This window comes from Shewanella sp. ECSMB14101 (genome assembly GCF_000773485.1).
Taxonomy (GTDB): domain Bacteria; phylum Pseudomonadota; class Gammaproteobacteria; order Enterobacterales; family Shewanellaceae; genus Shewanella; species Shewanella marisflavi.
The window spans coordinates 1-17,308 of record NZ_JSFF01000033.1; the positions used below are offsets into that span (position 1 = coordinate 1).

Consider the following 17,308-nt stretch of genomic DNA (forward strand, 5'->3'; position numbering starts at 1 on the left):
AAATAACCCCTGTGAAACCATTATCTGAAACCGCCCCGAATTTGACACTTTGGCAACAGTCTACGCGCCTCTTTAGATCCACCGGGCCAGGCCTCTTGATGGCGGCCGCGGCCATCGGCGCCTCCCATTTAGTGGCCTCGACCCGCGCCGGCGCCGAGTTTGGCTGGCAGCTCGCCTGGGTGATCTTACTGGTTAACCTGCTCAAATATCCCTTCTTTGCCGCCGGAGCACGTTACACGGCAGCCACGGGTGAGAGCCTGCTGCACGGTTATCAGCGGCAGGGGCGTGGGTATCTGATCCTCTTCTCAATACTCAACGCCCTGGCGGCGGTCGCCAGTACGGCCGGGGTCGCCATGTTAACGGCGGCGCTGCTGACTCAGTTTATTCCCTTGCCTATCGATCTCCTTGCGCTGATCGTCTTGCTGGCCAGCCTACTATTGCTGGTGCTTGGCCACTACCGGGTGCTCGACAAGGTGACTAAGGTGATCATGCTCTGTTTGACGGTCACCACCCTGAGCGCAGCGGCATTGGCCTTTAATGCCGAGTCTATTTTGACGCCGGGTTTCGTGTCGCCTTCACCTTGGCAGTGGGCTCATGTGGGGTTCTTGGTGGCCATGATGGGCTGGATGCCTGCGCCGATAGAGGTCAGTTGCTGGAACTCTCTGTGGCTACTGGAGAAGCAGAAACAGCAGCTGGTGACGCCCAAGCAGGCGCTGTTCGATTTTAATTTAGGCTTTATCACCACGGCAGTCTTGGCCCTGGTGTTTCTCTCGCTCGGCGCCATGGTGATGCACGGCTCTGGGGTGCACTTTTCCCCCTCTGGTGCCAAGTTTGCCGAGCAGTTGATCCAGCTCTACAGCCAGGTGCTGGGTGAGGGAAGTCGTTACCTGATCGCCCTGGTAGCACTCCTCTGTATCTTCAGCACCACTGTGACTGTGGTCGATGGTTATAGCCGGACTTTGGCCTTGAGTGTTCAATTGTTGAGAGGCGAAGAGGCTAGCGAACGCGGCCTAAATATTATCATGCTGTTGGTGAGCGCCTTGGGACTTGGGATCATCTTGTTCTTCAAGGGAGCGCTATTGCCGCTGCTGCAGTTTGTGATGACCCTGGCCTTTATGACCACCATCATCTTTGCCTGGCTCAATTACCGTTTGATGACCAGTGACAATTTGGCGCCGAGTGCCCGCTATGGGCTGGCCATGCGACTGCTTTCTTGGATAGGTATGGCTTATCTGTTAGGGTTTGCGGCTTTATTTATATATTGGAAATGGCTCGGCTGAGTCATGGAGGCTGATAAGGCCGCCGAAACCACATGGATAAAAACAAGATGAGAAAGGGTATAAGATTGGCTAGCCTATGCCTGCTGGCGAGCCTATTGGGCGCTAGCCCGTTAGTTCTAGCGGTGCCGAGTGAGGTACAAGCCGACCTGAGTCCGACAGGCAATGTGGCACTGGGTCGTAGTTTGGATGCGATCATCGCCGATAATGAGCGACCCTTTTACGGCTTAGTCGCCCTGATGCAGGGCGGTAATATCGTCTACCTCAAGGGCAATACCTATCAAGAGGGAACCCCTCCCACACTCGATAGCCGTTTTATGTTGGCCTCTCAGAGCAAGATGATCACTGCCGCCCTGGTGATGCAGGCGGTTGCCGATGGACAATTTACTTTGGATGATAAGGTTAATCCCTATCTGAAAGCGGCTGGTTTGGCGAGCTACGACGAGCGAATAACTATAGATCAGCTGCTCAGCCACAGCTCGGGGATAGCGCCGCAGGGTAAGGCCAATCGCTTCGCGCCGGGCAGTGACTTTCAATATTCCAATTTAGGCTATCAGGTGCTGGCTCAGTTGCTTGAGGCACAGTATCAGCAGTCCTTTGCCTCTTTAGTAAACCGCTTTTTAGCCTCTCATGGCGTTAGTGGCATCAGGGCGCAGTTAGGAGCGCAGCAAGGGCTGATTCAGGGTATAGAGATCGGCTCTGGTGAACCTATGGAGTATGAGGTACAGATGAACCTGCTACCCGGTGGTGGTATGACAGGCACTGCCTCGGGTCTGTTAAATTATTTACGGGCCTTGCATGGCGGTAACTTGCTACCTGATGCTCAATATCAGGCGATGATAACGCCGAGGATGTTACGTCCCCATCGCTGGTCGTCACTCTATTACGGCTATGGGGTGCAGGTGAATCTCCAGGGAATCAAAGAGTACAGTCACTCTGGCTATCTGCCGGGTTATCAGTCTCTGAGTCTAAGCTATCCCGAGCACGACACTTACCTGGTGGTGCTGGAAAACGCCTCCTGGCCTCTGGATGACATGGATAAGGTGTTTGGTCTACATGACAAACTGCGCCTGGCGCTACAAGATGCCTTGTTGCAGGGCAGTGAAAATAAAGCGGCTTCGCAGGGGCAAAGTCGGCTATAATGTCGTCCCAGAGGCAGGCGCACCCGCGCGAGCCGATTATTTAAGAACTTAAGCTATGATTAATAACGATATTTTACGCCGTTTACGTTTTGTATTTGATTACAAAAATGCCAAGATGATCAAGATCTTCGCCAAGGTCAAACATGAGATGGACCAAGAGGTCTTGCTCAACATGTTGAAGAAAGAGGCCGAAGAGGGTTACAAGCCTTGCAATGACAAGACGCTTTGTTTGTTTCTGGATGGTTTGATTATCGAGAAACGTGGCCTGCGTGAAGGTGCCGAGATCCCAGCTCCAGTCTCTCAGTTAAACAACAACCTGATCTTTAAGAAGTTAAGGATCGCACTGGAGATGCGTGAAGAGGACGTTATCGAGACCTTGGCCCTGGCCGATTTCAATATGAGCAAGTCTGAACTGGGCGCCCTGTTTAGAAAGCCCGGCCATAAGCATTTCAAGGAGTGCGGTGATCAGGTGCTGCGTAATTTCTTAACTGGCTTGTCGATCAAATATCGCGGTAAGTAAATCCTATCATTTGCTAAAGGCGCGGCTTAGGCCGCGTTTTTTTATGCCTGCAGTTTGGTCAATGCGATAGGCGTTTAAAACAATAGGGGTGTGAAAATAATCAAAAAAATGATCGACGGAAAGGCAACAAAGATCACACTTTGTGGTAATCTTGCCAAAATTGATAGCACAGCCATTCCACCATACCCACAGATAGAGAAAAGGTTACCAATGGACGATAATAAACGCCCGCTATATCTTCCTTTTGCCGGCCCAGCCATTCTTGAAGCGCCCTTAATCAACAAGGGGAGTGCTTTTACCGAAGAGGAGCGTATCTTCTTTAACCTCGAAGGCTTGCTGCCCCATGTGATTGAGACTATCGAAGAGCAGGCTTCGCGTGCCTATGATCAGTACAAAAACTTCAGCAATGATCTCGACAGGCATATCTATCTGAGAAACATTCAGGACACCAACGAGACCCTCTATTATCGTTTGGTGCAAAACCACATTACCGAGATGATGCCGATCATCTATACCCCGACGGTTGGTCTGGCTTGTGAGCGTTTTTCTAAAAACTATCGTCGTAACCGTGGCCTGTTTATCTCTTATCCCAATAAAGATCGTATCGACGATATCTTGAATAACTCGACCCGTCAGAAGGTGAAGATCATCGTGGTCACAGATGGCGAACGTATCCTAGGTCTTGGGGATCAGGGGATCGGCGGCATGGGTATCCCTATCGGTAAGCTGTCGCTCTACACCAGCTGCGGTGGTATCAGTCCGGCTTATACGCTGCCCATTACCTTAGATGTAGGCACAGATAACCCGCATCTGCTGGAAGACCCTATGTATATGGGGTGGCGTAATCAGCGTATTGGCGGTGAAGAGTACGCCGAGTTTGTTGAGGCCTTTATGGAGGCGGTCAATAGACGCTGGCCGGATGCTTTGATCCAGTTTGAAGATTTTGCCCAGAAAAACGCCATGCCGCTACTGGAGCGTTACAAAGACAGATATTGTTGTTTTAACGACGATATTCAGGGCACTGCGGCAGTGACAGTGGGCTCCTTGCTAGCGGCCTGTAAGGCGGCGAAGACTAAACTCAGTAAGCAGCGAATCGCTTTTCTCGGTGCCGGTAGTGCAGGTTGTGGTATCGCCGAGGCGATCATCGCCCAGATGGTCTCTGAGGGGATAAGCGACGAGCAGGCTCGCCAGCAGGTCTTCATGGTGGATCGTTGGGGATTGTTGCAAGACAATATGCCTAACCTGCTGCCATTTCAGCAGAACCTGGCGCAAAAGGTGGCCAAGGTTGGGGGCTGGAATACCGAGAGCGAGAACATCTCTTTGCTGGATGTGATGAATAACGGTAAACCAACCGTATTGATTGGTGTATCTGGAGCCCCGGGTCTGTTCAGTGAAGAGATCATCAAGGCGATGCACGCGCACTGTAAGCGTCCTATCATCTTCCCACTGTCTAACCCAACCAGTCGGGTCGAGGCTACGCCAAAAGATATCCTGCACTGGACTAAGGGCCAGGCGCTGGTGGCAACCGGTAGCCCGTTTGAGCCTGTGGTGATCGAGGAGCAGACCTATGAGATCGCTCAGTGTAATAACAGCTATATTTTCCCAGGTATTGGCCTGGGCGTGCTGGCGTCTGGCGCCAAGCGTGTCAGTAATGAGATGTTAATGGCATCGAGCCGCGCGCTGGCAGAGTGTTCACCTTTGGCCAAAGACGGGGAAGGCTCCTTGCTACCAGCACTGGAAGATATTCATGCGGTCAGTAAGCATATCGCCTTTGCGGTAGGCAAAGTGGCGATAGAACAGGGTCATGCGCTGCCTTGTAGCGATGAGCTCTTGGTACAGACGATAGATGATAACTTCTGGACGGCGGAATATCGCCGTTATAAGCGTACCTCTTTCTAAACGTACCATTAAGTGTCTGTATAAAAAGCTGCCCTAGGGCAGCTTTTTTGGTTTTAGGCTTTGATGAAATTTTGCTATTGCTCACAAAGTGTTAATACAAAACATGATCCTGTTTGCACTTCCTTTGTTCGGTATCGTTTTTTAAGTTTCGCTTAATCTTGGCTGGTAAAGCTGGCGTGAGTAACACCCTGTATTTGGTGAGTAAGGCCTTGTCTTGCTCGCCTGTTTGCGCGGTGAAAACGTTAGATTTAGCTATTAAACTTGCTGATACCAGGAGCCCAAGATGAAAAAATTAGCTACCTTAGCCGCCGGCCTGCTTTTTGCCGGTGCTGTCGCTGCTGTCGATTGTAGTGATTGCCACGAGTCAATCGATATCACTATGCATACAGAGTCAGAGGCAACACTCGCGACCTGTAATGATTGCCATGCCTTAGGTGATAACCATGCGCCGGATGCAGAGATTCATATGCCTGAGTTGACCATTAAAGAGTGTACCGATTGCCACGGTATGGAATAAGGCACTGCGCGAGCTGATTTGAGCGCATAAAAAAGGGCCCTCTATGAGGGCCCTTAGATTATGTCGAAATTAACGACAGGTTTTCTTTTGCCAACTGCGGTTTAGTGCAGTTTACGGCGTCCAGCCAACAGGCCAAGTAGACCCAGTGCCAGGAAGCCAAGGCTACCACCCGAGTCACTATCATTTGACTCTTCTGGAACTTCTGGCGCAGGTGCGGGTTCCACACCATCTGAGTTCACTGTCAGCATAAAGCTGGTTGAGTCGGCATCAGACGGATAGGCCATGTCATGCACAGTAACGGTAACCATGGTTTCACCATACCAGTCTTTAGTTGGTGTGATAACAATAGTGTCACCTTCGGTGGTCGCACTGATATTGTCACCACTGACCTGAATACCATTTACAGTGTTTTTCAGATCTGTGTAGGCCACAGTTAGCGTAAGCGTGCTGTTTTCCTCGATGCTTTGGTCACCAATAGCAACAAGCTTCAGGTTGCTTGGTGCACTGATCACTTCCGATACAGTAATCATTTCTGAATCACTGTACTGGCTTGATACGGTAACCGCATTATCAAGGCCAACGGCGTTAGCTGATACACGAGCAGAGAAGGTGACGGTCAGGCCTGAGCTTTCAGGACCCTGATAGTTAGCACACACCAGCATGCCTTCAGACACTTTCTCGTCCACATTATTAAATGCGAACCCATCGTTTAACCAGCCACCGACAGGGGCAAAGGTTCCACGTTCACCATAGTAACCATGCAGACCGATAGAGCCGAATTGAGCATTAAAGGTTTCCATGGACTTATAGCCGAACATCATCTCATGCTGACCCGGAGCAAAATCGATCTTAGTTGAGATAATGGTCTCAATATCGAAGAAGGCATCAGGGTCTGGGTTATTGTTACCCGTGAACCTGTTGCGTACTTCGGTACCACCTTTCCATTGGAAGACATAGTAGTCACCCATGACAGCGCCGTAGACGTTGTTTATTGGTTCACCACGATCCATATCAAAGCGAGGGTCTGACATCATCACGTCACCACGCCAGAGCGGCGCAACTATCGTATCAGGGAAGTCCTGGAAGTTATCGTTGAATTCACGATGATAGTTATAGAATTCAGGCATTTCATCAAACTTCACATAACCAAATGGTGAGATCCCCAAGATATCATGAAGCATATCTTTTTCTGCACCGTATAGCGGCACATGAGGTAACCCATTAGATGACATGTTCAACGTCAAGTAGCGGTTAGAGTAGCCTGTGATACCCATTGCTGAGCTCGGCAGGTTATAACTGAGATCGACATAAAGCTCATCATCGAACTGCAGCTCGCTTGGGACTCGGCAGGTAGCATCTTCGACACTTGTGGTAAATACATAGTGACGCTTAGTCGCGACCGAAGAGGGTTGCACAGCATTAAAGCTAATGGTGTTGCCGTCAACTGTCATCGCCTCGGCATACTCTGGGTAACCGGCAACGCTAATTGAGTCCTCAATTAGCTGTAAGCCTGGGTCTAGCTCAGTGCTCAAGCTGAATTCACGCTCGCCACCGAGTAGGTTCGGGGCAAGTGATACTTCAAACTCGACAATATCGCCTGCTTTGGCAGCGCTTTGGCTGGCAGTCACCTGGGTGTCGCTACCGCTGTGAATCAGCTGCACCGGAATATAACCTAGGTTGGCATCGTTATAGCTGTCGCTACCAATACCGACATAACCATAGTAGATATCACCCTCTTCTGCGTCGGGTAAATCATAGTTGAGCTGCACACGGTATGGATCCATACCATTGGTCATCTCTGGGCCTGAGGCGACGAGGTTAGCTTCGTCTTGGTTACCAATAATGGCTAACGCAAGGGTGAAGTTATCTGCAAGGTTAACTGGGTCCTCATATTCATACTTGTAGTTAGACGCATAGGCCCAGTAGGTGCCCGGCGTAGGGTTGTTGATAGCGCAGAAATCATTGCTATCTAGCGTTGAATAACAGATCGCCTCATCTAACCACTGAATGTCAGCATCTTCATTAACGTCTTTACCTAAGTAGATAGCTGCGTAGGCATTATAATCGGCGTTAATGACTTCCCAAACGATACGCTTAGTGCCTTCTGGCACGTCGAAGAAACGTACTACCTGGCCGTCGGCTTCTCGCTCTGCACGGTTAGCATAACCTCTGGCGTCGCTGCGCTTCATCTGCGCATCAATGCGCTCAGCTTTCACTAATCCATTGCTTTCATAGTTAAACTGCTGAATTTCTTCGGTGTGAATTTCAGGTGTCAGCAGATGACCTTGTTTGCGGTGGATCTTGCCCATCACATTCTCAGGCATGCTGGTGCCGCTGTAGCGTATGCTTACAGGCAGGTGCTGCATTGGCATGTCGCTGGCACTTGGCGTTAGAGTCACATCACCGAGTAAACGCAGCGAAGATGAGTCAGCACCTGGTGCCTGAACTTCTAGCACTTTTGCCGTTAGTATGATGGATTGCGACTCGCCTGCGGCCAAGGTGAAGCTTGCAGGAGACACCTCCAATGACAACATGTCAGCCCCTTCCATGGTTAATGCCTTGGCATCGACCGTCCAAGTACCGTCTTGAGTGGCGGTAAAGGTACGCATCATGGTACAGGTGCCGTTACAGCTTTCATTGAAGAAGTAAGGCAAGTTCAAGCTGCTGACAGTACCACCATTTTTAGGGTTGGCGGCGCGGTAGTTATCGGCAGTTTCATCCATGATGAGGCCGGCCTTGTATGCCTTAGCCACATTGATGACACCGCTACCCGCATCGTTGAAGCTAGCGGCTTCAATGCCATCGGGACGGTAGCTTTCGATACTGCGAGTCACACCCTCTAAGCTTGCAGTGGTCATTAGTGCCGATTGAATTTGCGCAGGGGTCCAACTTGGTTGCGCTTGTTTCAATAGGGCCATGGCACCAGCTACATGTGGGGCAGCCATTGAGGTACCGCTGATTGCATTATAGTCACCTGGCGTACCTACCGCTGTCATTGGCATGTCATCTGCCCAAGCGGCATACACGTCAACACCTGGTGCGGCCAGGTTAGGTGACATTACCTCTGGGTTAGCAAAGTTATGACCACGAGAGGAGAAGTCGGCCACATAATTGGCATCTCGAGTCTTAGTTACAACGTTAGAGGCGGTAATCGTCAGCCTGTGATCGCTGCCGTTAGCTAGCCATGAAGATAGGCCATACCAGTTGTTAGATGCATCGCCATAATAGGCGCTATAAGGCACATGAATGCCAGGGATAACGAAAGGATCGTTAGCGATAGTTTCTGAGCTGCTGGCATTACGTAAGATGATTGCGCCAGCACCACCTGCGGCAACGTTTACGGCTTTATCAACTCGGGCTATATCACCGCGCTTACAGACGACGATAGGCGCCACATCAAATGGTGTTCCATCTGGGGCAACGTCAAAGAAGCCTGCTGGGAAGGGGTCGTTACATTTTTCGTATTGCCAACCATAGGCCTTGGCGTCTACAACCGGACCTGTATAGCTGTCGGTTATCCCGCCGCCTTCAATATCAGCAAGGGGTTGATCGCCACCGGTTACGCCGGTGATCATCTTGCCTTCAACGCCAAACTCACGGCTGTGAGTGGTGGCGGCAACTGAGGTCACCCAAGGAGAAAGGTGATCAATGGCGCCATGTCTTTGGCTAGCAACCGTTGGGTCGAAAGAGTTACCTGCAGACGCGGCAACCGAGATACCGGCTTCACGAGCTGCCAAGAACGCCATTTCCATTGGGTCTTCCCAAGGGAAATTACCAAAGGCTTGACCAATTGAATAGTTAATTACATCCACGCCATCGGCAATCGCATCTTCAAGACCTGCGAGCAGCGCAGAGCCTGGGCAGCCGCGAAACTCGTTTAAGGTGCCGTCACCTGGGTGACAAACTTGATACATGATGATGTTGGCATTGGGCGCAACACCCGACATGCGAGGAAGTTCAAGGTTGGTCGCTTTACCATCACTGGTGACGCCAACATCCGTTACCATATATGGTTTATTTAACAGTACGTTACCGGCAGCTGTTGAAGCGGTATGTGAGCCGTGACCATTATAGTCCTCACCATTTTGCGGACGCACAGGCCCAGTGATCTCCCACCATTTTTTATCGGGCTGGAAGCTGGCTTCTGTGTAAGAGTCGGTAATGATAGGGTATGAGCGAACACCAATGAGTTTGTCGTTACACATATTGGCGAACTCTTCTATTTCACAGTCGCCTAAATAGTGCTCGTAACGCGCGGGCAAGGTATGGACATAACCATCATCGCCTTGGGCTGAAAACGACACGTGGTCGGTGTTGATACCGGTATCGAGAACACCTATTACAATGCCTTTACCTGTATAGGCTGTTCCAGTCACTTCACCGGTCCAGAATTTGTCGGCACCTATATGCTGTGGACCCACATCAGTGTGTAGCTCGTAGATCCTTTCACGGGTCACGCTGACCACATTAGGTAGATTAGCCACCTTGGCAGCCTGATCTTGCGTCATGCGCATAGACATACCGTTGAAGGCCAACTGATATTGCGCCAGGGTTTCGTTTGCCCCGACTGTGCTCGATATTTGTGAAATCATCGCATCTTGTTGGCTTTTAAGATGAGAGCGATAAGCTTTCACAGCTGAGCTGTTTAGGTCAATTTTGTTATGTAAATCTGGGCTTAAACTTGCAGGGATCGTATTGCTTCTTGCAGAAGTGGCTTGAAGACCTGCCTTACCGCCCTGGTATAGCGATACCGGCTTGTCTGACAATTCGATAATGTAGGTTTGCTCACCTTGAATATCGGCTTCAAATTGGAATGGCACTTTGCGGTTTTCATCACTAAAGGCGCGGTGTACATTTCGGCCTACAGTCGGTTGAGTCTCTGCCGATGCATCAGGAAAAGCGCGATCGCGAAAACGATCTTCATTAGATCGTATTACCTCGTCGGTGACTTTAATGGGTTTAATTTGAGCGCCAGCTGGCGTCGTTTGTGCGCTTTGTATAGCACTGGCTCCGACAGCGCCAGCATAGATTGCTGCCACTGTCATGAGCGTTATTTTCTTCAATTTCATTGATCGTTCCCTTTTTCTTCTTTTTCAAAGCTTGGGCTTGGGTGCAAAAGTAAGGTACTCGTACAGCTATCGTTTTTATTGGGTATTGGAGTGACAAGCTAATGCGTAAAAGCTATAGGGGTATGCACAAGGTGTATGACAGGGTAGGGCTGGATCATCAAATCAAGAGGATAACTATCTGTTCGTTGGTTTCGATGCCTGCCAGTTGTTTGTTTTGTGGTTAATAGTTCTGATATTTTTTTCGTGTTACGGTTGAATGTGCTTGTTTGGCATATTGTCGCGGTTGTCGTGATGGGGGCAAACGTCACAGTGGATGTAGCATTTGGTAGCAAACTGATACAAATTGTTAAATTTGTGTTGCCAGGGTGGTTTGGGCTGCATATGCCTGGTGAACACTGTTGGTAACTTTTTTAACTCTCTGATTTTATAGTGGTTGATTTTACGATGTTTGAGCCGACACCAATTGGCTGTTAATCGGCATAGGTGTGTGACCCTGTTTGTGAGTATTGGCGCCTATGTAACTTCGTCATGCAAAGTGATAGAAATGTTGTTCGAGCATGTTAGGTGCCGGGCTTACTCAAAACCAAAATAAAAACAAAAACAGGGTTTAGTTGATGGAACTACGACATTTAAGGCATTTTATTGTATTAGCGAGGTTAAAGAGCTTTAGTAAGGCTGCCGAAGAGTTACACCTCGCACAGCCATCGTTATCTCGCAGTATTCAGAAGATGGAAGAGCGCTTGGGAGCCAGTCTTTTAGCGCGTGACGAAAAACAATTCGCCCTGACAGAGTATGGCCGTTTAGTCCTGGCACAGGGGGAGTTAATTGTCAGTCAAATGGAATACTTGGAGTCGGAGATCAAGGCTAAGCAGGGAATAGAAAAAGCTAAACTGGTTATCGGTGCTAGCCCCATTCCATCCAACAGTATTATTGGGCCTATAGTAGGTCGCTTTATTCGCGATAATCCAGAGATCTCTTTGGAGCTGAAAGTGGAGAGCTGGAACCGCCTCTACCAACAGTTACTCAAGGGGCACTTGGATATGTTTATCGCCGAGACCAATGCCACCTTGCTTGATCAGCATGATAATCTGGTGACTCAATGCTTGCCGCAATCTCAGGCGATTTTCTGTTGCCGCCCCAACCACCCGTTAACGCGATTAAGCAGGATCTATTTACCCAGTTTGCGAGATTATCCTCTCGGGATGCCCAGTGCTATGCCACAACTGCTCAAGCAACGCTTTGAGGATCTTTTTGATGAGGAGCGCCATGATTTTGCGGGACTCGTGAAATACGCGCAATTTCAAGCCATCAAGTCGGCCATAAAAGAGTGCGATATGGTGGTGATCACGCCCGATATTTCAGTGCGGGAGGAGCTGCTGTCCGGTGAATTGATTGCGCTGGATGTGGTTGGTATTCCCAGTATTAACGCTAGTTATAGTGTCGTCTCGATGAGAAATCGTCGACTGAGTCAGACAGCTTCGCAGTTTATCGAGCTGCTCTTAGGAGATTCAGCCGTCGAGGCCGTGGGGTTTTAGATTGGAATGATGGATTAAAAAGATAAAAGGGCTTTAAAAGCCCTTTTTCAATTTCAAAGCTTAACGTGCTTTGAGGTTGATTTCGCCGCTGATGGTACTGACGATAATATCGGCACTACCGTTACCCATCTGGAACTGCAGTGAGCTACCGGGGCCATACTTAGGTCTTTTCGGCTTATCCTGTGTCAGGCGATTGTCTATGTCGCCGCTTGGCCCGCCGTCGATGGCGAAGGTGGCATCCAGGGTTGCCGGTAGGCTAAAGCTGATGTCGCCACTGACACTATCCAAGCTGGCCTTGGTGGCTAGGGCGGATACCGAGAGGTTCAGATCCCCGCTGACGCTTTGAGCCTTGAGGCGATCCACTTTATCTAAGGTCACCTTGGCATCACCCGAGACCAGCTCGATAGAGACCTGGTCGGCACTGCTGTCGGCGTTAAGTTCACCGCTAACCAGGGTGTAGCTGACCTTGCCCAGACTCTGTTTGTCTTTGATGTTGCCCGATACCGTCTCCAGTTTAAGCTTGCCCTGCAGCCCTTGGCTGCTGATATCGCCCGAGACGGTATTGATGAACACTTGCTCCTTAAGGCTTTCGACCTTAATGTCGCCGCTGACGGTCTGCACATTGATATCGCCCGATAGCTGACTGACCCTGTAGTTGGCCGATACCCCTTCGCTGTTCAGCTTGAGCTTTGCTGGCACCTTGATGGTAAGGCGTGAGCCCTCCTTATTGCTGCCCGAGTAATGGCGAGGCAGTTTATCTTCGATGGAGATAGTGCCGGCTTTTTGCTCTACAACAAGGCCTTCGCTCAGCTCATCTAAGGTGCCTGTGATGGATATGGCGTTCTGATCCCAGGAGAGGATCTCGACGTCGCCGCGCTGCACCTCAAGGTTCAGACGCAGATCGCCCTCGACCTCGATGCGCTTATCCACGCTTTGAGCCGCTAACAAGGATTGGCTCAGTAGTAATAGGGGCATAGCCAGATAGGCAGTTTTAGTTTGCATCTTCATATCATCTCTCCTGTGGTGTCGCGATTGACAGGGAGTTTTTGCCCCTGTTTGATTAACTCTATCTCTCTTTGCTGTGTCCATAGCCACAGCTGCCATAGCTGCTTGTCTGTGGGATTAAGCTTTAGCGCTTCATAGATCTCTTTGGCCGCCGTCCTGAGTTGTTCTATTCCCTGCTCAACCGGTTGGCTATAGGGACTGGTTTTCCAGTCGACCTGCTTGGTTAGGGTGAGGGCGGCGATATTTGTCTGGTGCTGCGCCTCTATGGCGGCCAGGGTATGCAGTAGGGCATCGTTTTGCCCATCTGGCGCCTCTGGCGAAAAACTTATCTTGCCGACCAATAGGGCCAGCAGCAAAGTGCTGGCGATGGCCACCGGTCGCCAATAGCTCGGCGAGCTCGCTGTTGGTGCATCGAGACCTTTAGCTATGCTTGGCCAGAGATCGCGCTCAGGCGTCATCTCTGTTGGCGCATCATGAATAAGGCGCCTTAATGTGTCACCCTTGTCGGCCATTAGATCATCTCCTGCAAAAGTTGTTTTGCCCTGTGGTACTGCGCCTTGCTGGTCCCCTGAGCGATGCTTAGCCGTTTGGCTATCTCATCGTGCTGATAGCCCTCTAAGGCATAGAGCACAAAGACGATACGGGCACGTTCCGGCAGACGTAATATCAGCTTATCCAGTCCATCGTATTCAAGCGGTGCGCTGCTAAGATCGGGTGCCAGCTCGGCCGGCAGCATCCTGGTCCAGAAACTTTTATGTTTCTTGATGCAGCTTAAAGCCTGGTTGACCGTTAGGCTGTGCAGCCAGGTCGTAAACTGACTCTTACCATCGAAAAGCGGTAGCTTCTGCCACAAGCGAACAAAGGTTTCTTGAGTGGCTTCCTCGGCTAATTCCGCTTGGCCCGCCAGGCGAAAACAGAGAGCGTAGACGCGTCTGTGGTGCTGATCGTAAAGTTGCCGAAATGCCGTCTTGTCTCCTTGTTTGGCACGTTCGACCAATACGGCGTCGAGGAGCTGATGAGCATCATCGGGACTCGTAAGTACGCTCAATTCTGTCTTCCCTGTGAATAAACAATACCTATTAGACATAGGCAGGAGTTGAATAGGTTTAAAGCGAAATGAAAAAAGTTTGGTTTAAGGTATATCAGCGAGCATCGAATGCCAACTCATGACCCGTTGAAGGAGAAGAAGCAGGGCAGCAGAGCTGCCCTAGGGATCAGGATTGTTTCTCAAATACCAGTTGAGCGCCTACCAGGTCGGCCAGTGCCGTGCCAACGGACTTAAATAGGGTTATCGATTGTTCATCCTGGCGTGGGGCAAGCGTGCCGCTGCAAAGGTCGGCCAATTCGCCCTTAACCTGTGATAATTCAAAGACGCCTTCTTCAACCGGAATCAACAGCTCGCCGGCTTCGGCAAATACATTCACCTTGGCATCCACATAGACATCAGAATTCACCACAAGCTTGCTGTCACATTCACGCCTATCCTGATTGTGGTTGCCCACCAGATCCACGTGGGTGCCCGGTTTGACCCAGCTGGAATCGAACAGCGGAGCCGGTGCCCCAGTGGCGCAGCTGATGAGATCGGCTGTGCTAACCGCGCTTTTAAGATCGCTGCAGGCGGTGACATTAATATGCTCAGCCCTGGTCTTAATGGCGGTTATAGTTCGGTCGACCTTGGCACTATCACGTCCCCATACGGTAATTTTTTCAATTGGCCTGACACTGGCGTGGGCAAGCGCCATAAAGGTGGCCAGACGACCTGTGCCAAACAGGAGTAAATGCTTGGTGTCTTGCCGTGACAGGTATTGGCTGGCAAGCGCTGACACCGCAGCGGTGCGCCAATAGGTGACGCTGGTGCCATCCACTAGGGCCTGGGGCTCTCCGGTTTCACGGCTAAAGATTAAGATTTTGGAGTAGAGACTTTCAAGATCGGCTGACTTCTTGGGGTTTTCAGGAAAGTAGGTAAAGGCTTTGACGGCGATGGTTTTCTGATTCCAGGCCGGCAGTACGGCAAAAGCATCGCTGTGGCTACTGTTTTCATCCAAGGGAAAAACCTGCCGCTGTGGCATCCCGGCGGGCTTAGCGAATGTTTGTTTGAGTGCTTCTATCAGACTGGGAAAGTCTAGCGCCTGATGTACCGAATCTGCATCGATAACTTGCATATTACCTCCTTTGTTTTTGTGGATATTGTATGCAAAAAGTCTGGCGGTTGAAAGCCTGCAGGGTTGACTTTGAATGGGTTCGGCATTTTTTTAAGATGTCTGGCTCTATAAGTTGCTAATTTATATTAAATTAATTAAAGAGGCGTGTATGTAAGTCGATAGTTACTATACTCAATATTGGAAGTAAATAGTCTTCCAAGGTCTTAATTGTCGTTGAAGACAAGTAAAGCAATCACTTCAAATTAAAGGATCTTCCCATATGCTCATTCGTCACAAGTTACTCGTTAGCGCGGCAGTGTCTATCTGCTCTGTGATAGCGATGTTTGGTTTGCAGCGCTTTTCGGCGGCGAAGCTGGATGATTTGTCTCATGCTGCACAACAAGTAATTGAACTTGAAAAGGATGTTTTGAGTTTACGTAAAGATGAAAAAGACTTTTTTGCTCGATTAGAACTTGGTTATGTGGATAAACATCAGCGGAAAGCAAAAGAATTAGAGGAGAGAATAGCGACCCTTGGCGAAATTTTTGCCCGCAACGATATTGAGCAGGGGGATTTACACTCTTTTAAACAGAATTTAGTGCGTTATGAATCTATCTTTGCCGAGACTACCAATCTGCAAAAGCAGATAGGTCTAAACCCCAAAGATGGGCTTTATGGAGCGCTGCGCAGTGCAGTGCAGAATGTCGAGACTTTGGTTAAAGAGAGAAACGAGCCTGAGTTAATGGTGACCATGCTGCAGCTAAGGCGCAACGAGAAAGACTTTATGCTCAGGCGTACCATAAGCTATGTCGATAGGTTTAATGGCAACCTGACGCTGCTGCGTCAACAGGTGGCGAGTGCCATGCTCAGTGGCGCCGTGAAGAGTGAGCTTAATACCCTGATTAATGATTATGAACAGAATTTTAAGACGTTGGTCGCTAAGGAGCAGGAGTTTGGGCTGGATAAAGACAGCGGCAAAATGGCGAGTCTGCGAGACAGTATTGCTTCGGCCGAAAAGTCCCTGGTGCAGCTTAAGGCGCAGTCTATGGAGGCCATTAGTCGAGCCGAAAGCGCCACAGTGACTATCAGCATCATCATCTTTGTGCTGATCACCTTAGTCTTGATTGGCTTTACCCTGGCGATTATTCGCAGCATCATGGATCCGGTTCAGCGGATCAGCGACGCTATCTCTCGTATCGAAGAGACCAAAGATTTGCCCCTGAGGTGCGATACCAAGGTGGATGATGAAATAGGTCAAATCGCGCGCCATTTCAACAGTATGGTCGAGTCATTTCAATCCTTAATTAAAGAGGTATTAACCTCGGTTGAGGTTGTGAATCATTCTTGCCAGGAACTTTCTCAAAATTCGCTGCGAGCCTCTGAAGGAGTGGGGCGTCAGCTCAATGAAACCGACATGGTCGCGACTGCGATCACCGAAATGGGTGCCACCATAGACGAGATCGCCAGCAACACTGAGCTGGCAGCCGAACGTGCTGGAAATACCCATGATAATGCCCAGCAAGGTCAGATGGGGGTTGAGCAGACGATAGAGAAGATCCAGGCATTAGCCGCACAGTTGACGGACTCAGCTCAGGTGGTTTCTGAGTTAGAGAAAGACAGCGAGACTATAGGCAGTGTGCTGGATGTGATTCGCGGCATTGCCGAACAGACCAATTTATTGGCATTGAACGCGGCGATTGAGGCTGCTCGGGCAGGTGAACTGGGGCGCGGTTTTGCCGTGGTGGCCGATGAAGTGAGGAGCCTGGCGATGCGAACCCAAGAGTCAACCGAAGAGATTGCCGGTATTATCCAGACACTTCAGAGCCGTACTCGCTCTATTGTGCAGTTAATGGAAGCCACACAAAAGCAGGGCGTAGAGAGTGCCGACCAAGCAGCAAGTGCCGGTGCCTTGCTTGAGCAGATCAATACTGATGTGACTAACATCATGGATATGAGTACTCAAATTGCTGCGGCGATAGAGGAGCAGAGCATGGTGGCTTCGGAGGTGAACAAGAATGTAGTGGTTATTCGCGATATCGCTGCCGAGTCGGCCCAAGCCGCAGATGACAATGCTAAGTCTTCCGATGAGGTAAAAGCGCGAACCGAAGTACTCTATCAAGCGGTGAGCCTGTTTAAGATATAAGCGGTTAACGGAGAAAGGGGGCTTAGGCCCCTTTTTTTATGAAATTTATTCGTGAAATGC

The 17,308-nt window shown here is 50.0% G+C and carries 12 protein-coding genes; 7 read left to right on the forward strand and 5 right to left on the reverse strand.

The annotated features are described in order from the left end of the window. The first annotated feature begins 98 nt into the window (after nt 1-98). From NY07_RS17440 to NY07_RS17460, 5 genes are all read left to right on the forward strand, one after another. The gene (locus NY07_RS17440; RefSeq protein ID WP_140946963.1) at nt 99-1,280 is read left to right on the forward strand and encodes an Nramp family divalent metal transporter; all 1,182 of its coding nucleotides are present in this window, start codon (nt 99-101) and stop codon (nt 1,278-1,280) included. 47 nt (nt 1,281-1,327) lie between these two features. Beyond that, a complete protein-coding gene (locus tag NY07_RS17445) occupies nt 1,328-2,419 on the forward strand; it encodes a serine hydrolase domain-containing protein (RefSeq protein ID WP_161783172.1) in 1,092 nt (363 codons plus the stop codon). A gap of 55 nt (nt 2,420-2,474) precedes the next feature. Beyond that, nucleotides 2,475-2,939: a DUF1456 family protein gene (locus tag NY07_RS17450; protein ID WP_033540645.1), complete on the forward strand. Its 465-nt coding sequence runs from the start codon at nt 2,475-2,477 to the stop codon at nt 2,937-2,939. Nucleotides 2,940-3,149: 210 nt separating this feature from the next. Beyond that, nucleotides 3,150-4,838, forward strand: a complete 1,689-nt coding sequence (locus tag NY07_RS17455; protein ID WP_033540646.1) for an NAD-dependent malic enzyme — start codon at nt 3,150-3,152, stop codon at nt 4,836-4,838. Between the two features lie 283 nt (nt 4,839-5,121). Then, nucleotides 5,122-5,355, forward strand: a complete 234-nt coding sequence (locus tag NY07_RS17460) for a hypothetical protein (RefSeq protein WP_033540647.1) — start codon at nt 5,122-5,124, stop codon at nt 5,353-5,355. 101 nt (nt 5,356-5,456) lie between these two features. On the opposite strand, the gene NY07_RS19850 is transcribed toward NY07_RS17460, so the two are convergent. Beyond that, a complete protein-coding gene (locus NY07_RS19850; protein WP_033540648.1) occupies nt 5,457-10,424 on the reverse strand; it encodes a S8 family peptidase in 4,968 nt (1,655 codons plus the stop codon). A 614-nt stretch (nt 10,425-11,038) separates the two neighbouring features. Between NY07_RS19850 and NY07_RS17470 the strand changes: the two genes are divergently transcribed. Next, a complete protein-coding gene (locus NY07_RS17470; protein ID WP_033540649.1) occupies nt 11,039-11,959 on the forward strand; it encodes a LysR family transcriptional regulator in 921 nt (306 codons plus the stop codon). A gap of 60 nt (nt 11,960-12,019) precedes the next feature. Here NY07_RS17470 and NY07_RS17475 read toward each other — a convergent pair whose 3' ends face one another. From NY07_RS17475 to NY07_RS17490, 4 genes are all read right to left on the reverse strand, one after another. Next, complete coding sequence (locus NY07_RS17475; RefSeq protein WP_052125884.1) at nt 12,020-12,967, reverse strand: DUF4097 family beta strand repeat-containing protein; 948 nt, start codon at nt 12,965-12,967, stop codon at nt 12,020-12,022. Next, complete coding sequence (locus NY07_RS17480; RefSeq protein WP_033540650.1) at nt 12,964-13,476, reverse strand: hypothetical protein; 513 nt, start codon at nt 13,474-13,476, stop codon at nt 12,964-12,966. The genes NY07_RS17475 and NY07_RS17480 overlap by 4 nt, the downstream gene beginning before the upstream one ends. Next, the gene (locus NY07_RS17485) at nt 13,476-14,051 is read right to left on the reverse strand and encodes an RNA polymerase sigma factor (RefSeq protein ID WP_052125885.1); all 576 of its coding nucleotides are present in this window, start codon (nt 14,049-14,051) and stop codon (nt 13,476-13,478) included. The genes NY07_RS17480 and NY07_RS17485 overlap by 1 nt, the downstream gene beginning before the upstream one ends. A 127-nt stretch (nt 14,052-14,178) precedes the next feature. Continuing rightward, nucleotides 14,179-15,126 (reverse strand): ornithine cyclodeaminase family protein, encoded by a 948-nt coding sequence (locus tag NY07_RS17490; RefSeq protein ID WP_033540652.1) that lies wholly within the window; start codon nt 15,124-15,126, stop codon nt 14,179-14,181. 259 nt (nt 15,127-15,385) lie between these two features. On the opposite strand from NY07_RS17490, the gene NY07_RS17495 reads away from it, so the two are divergent. Continuing rightward, on the forward strand, nt 15,386-17,248 hold the full coding sequence (locus NY07_RS17495; RefSeq protein ID WP_033540653.1) for a methyl-accepting chemotaxis protein: 1,863 nt from the start codon (nt 15,386-15,388) through the stop codon (nt 17,246-17,248). The last annotated feature ends 60 nt before the right edge of the window (nt 17,249-17,308 follow it).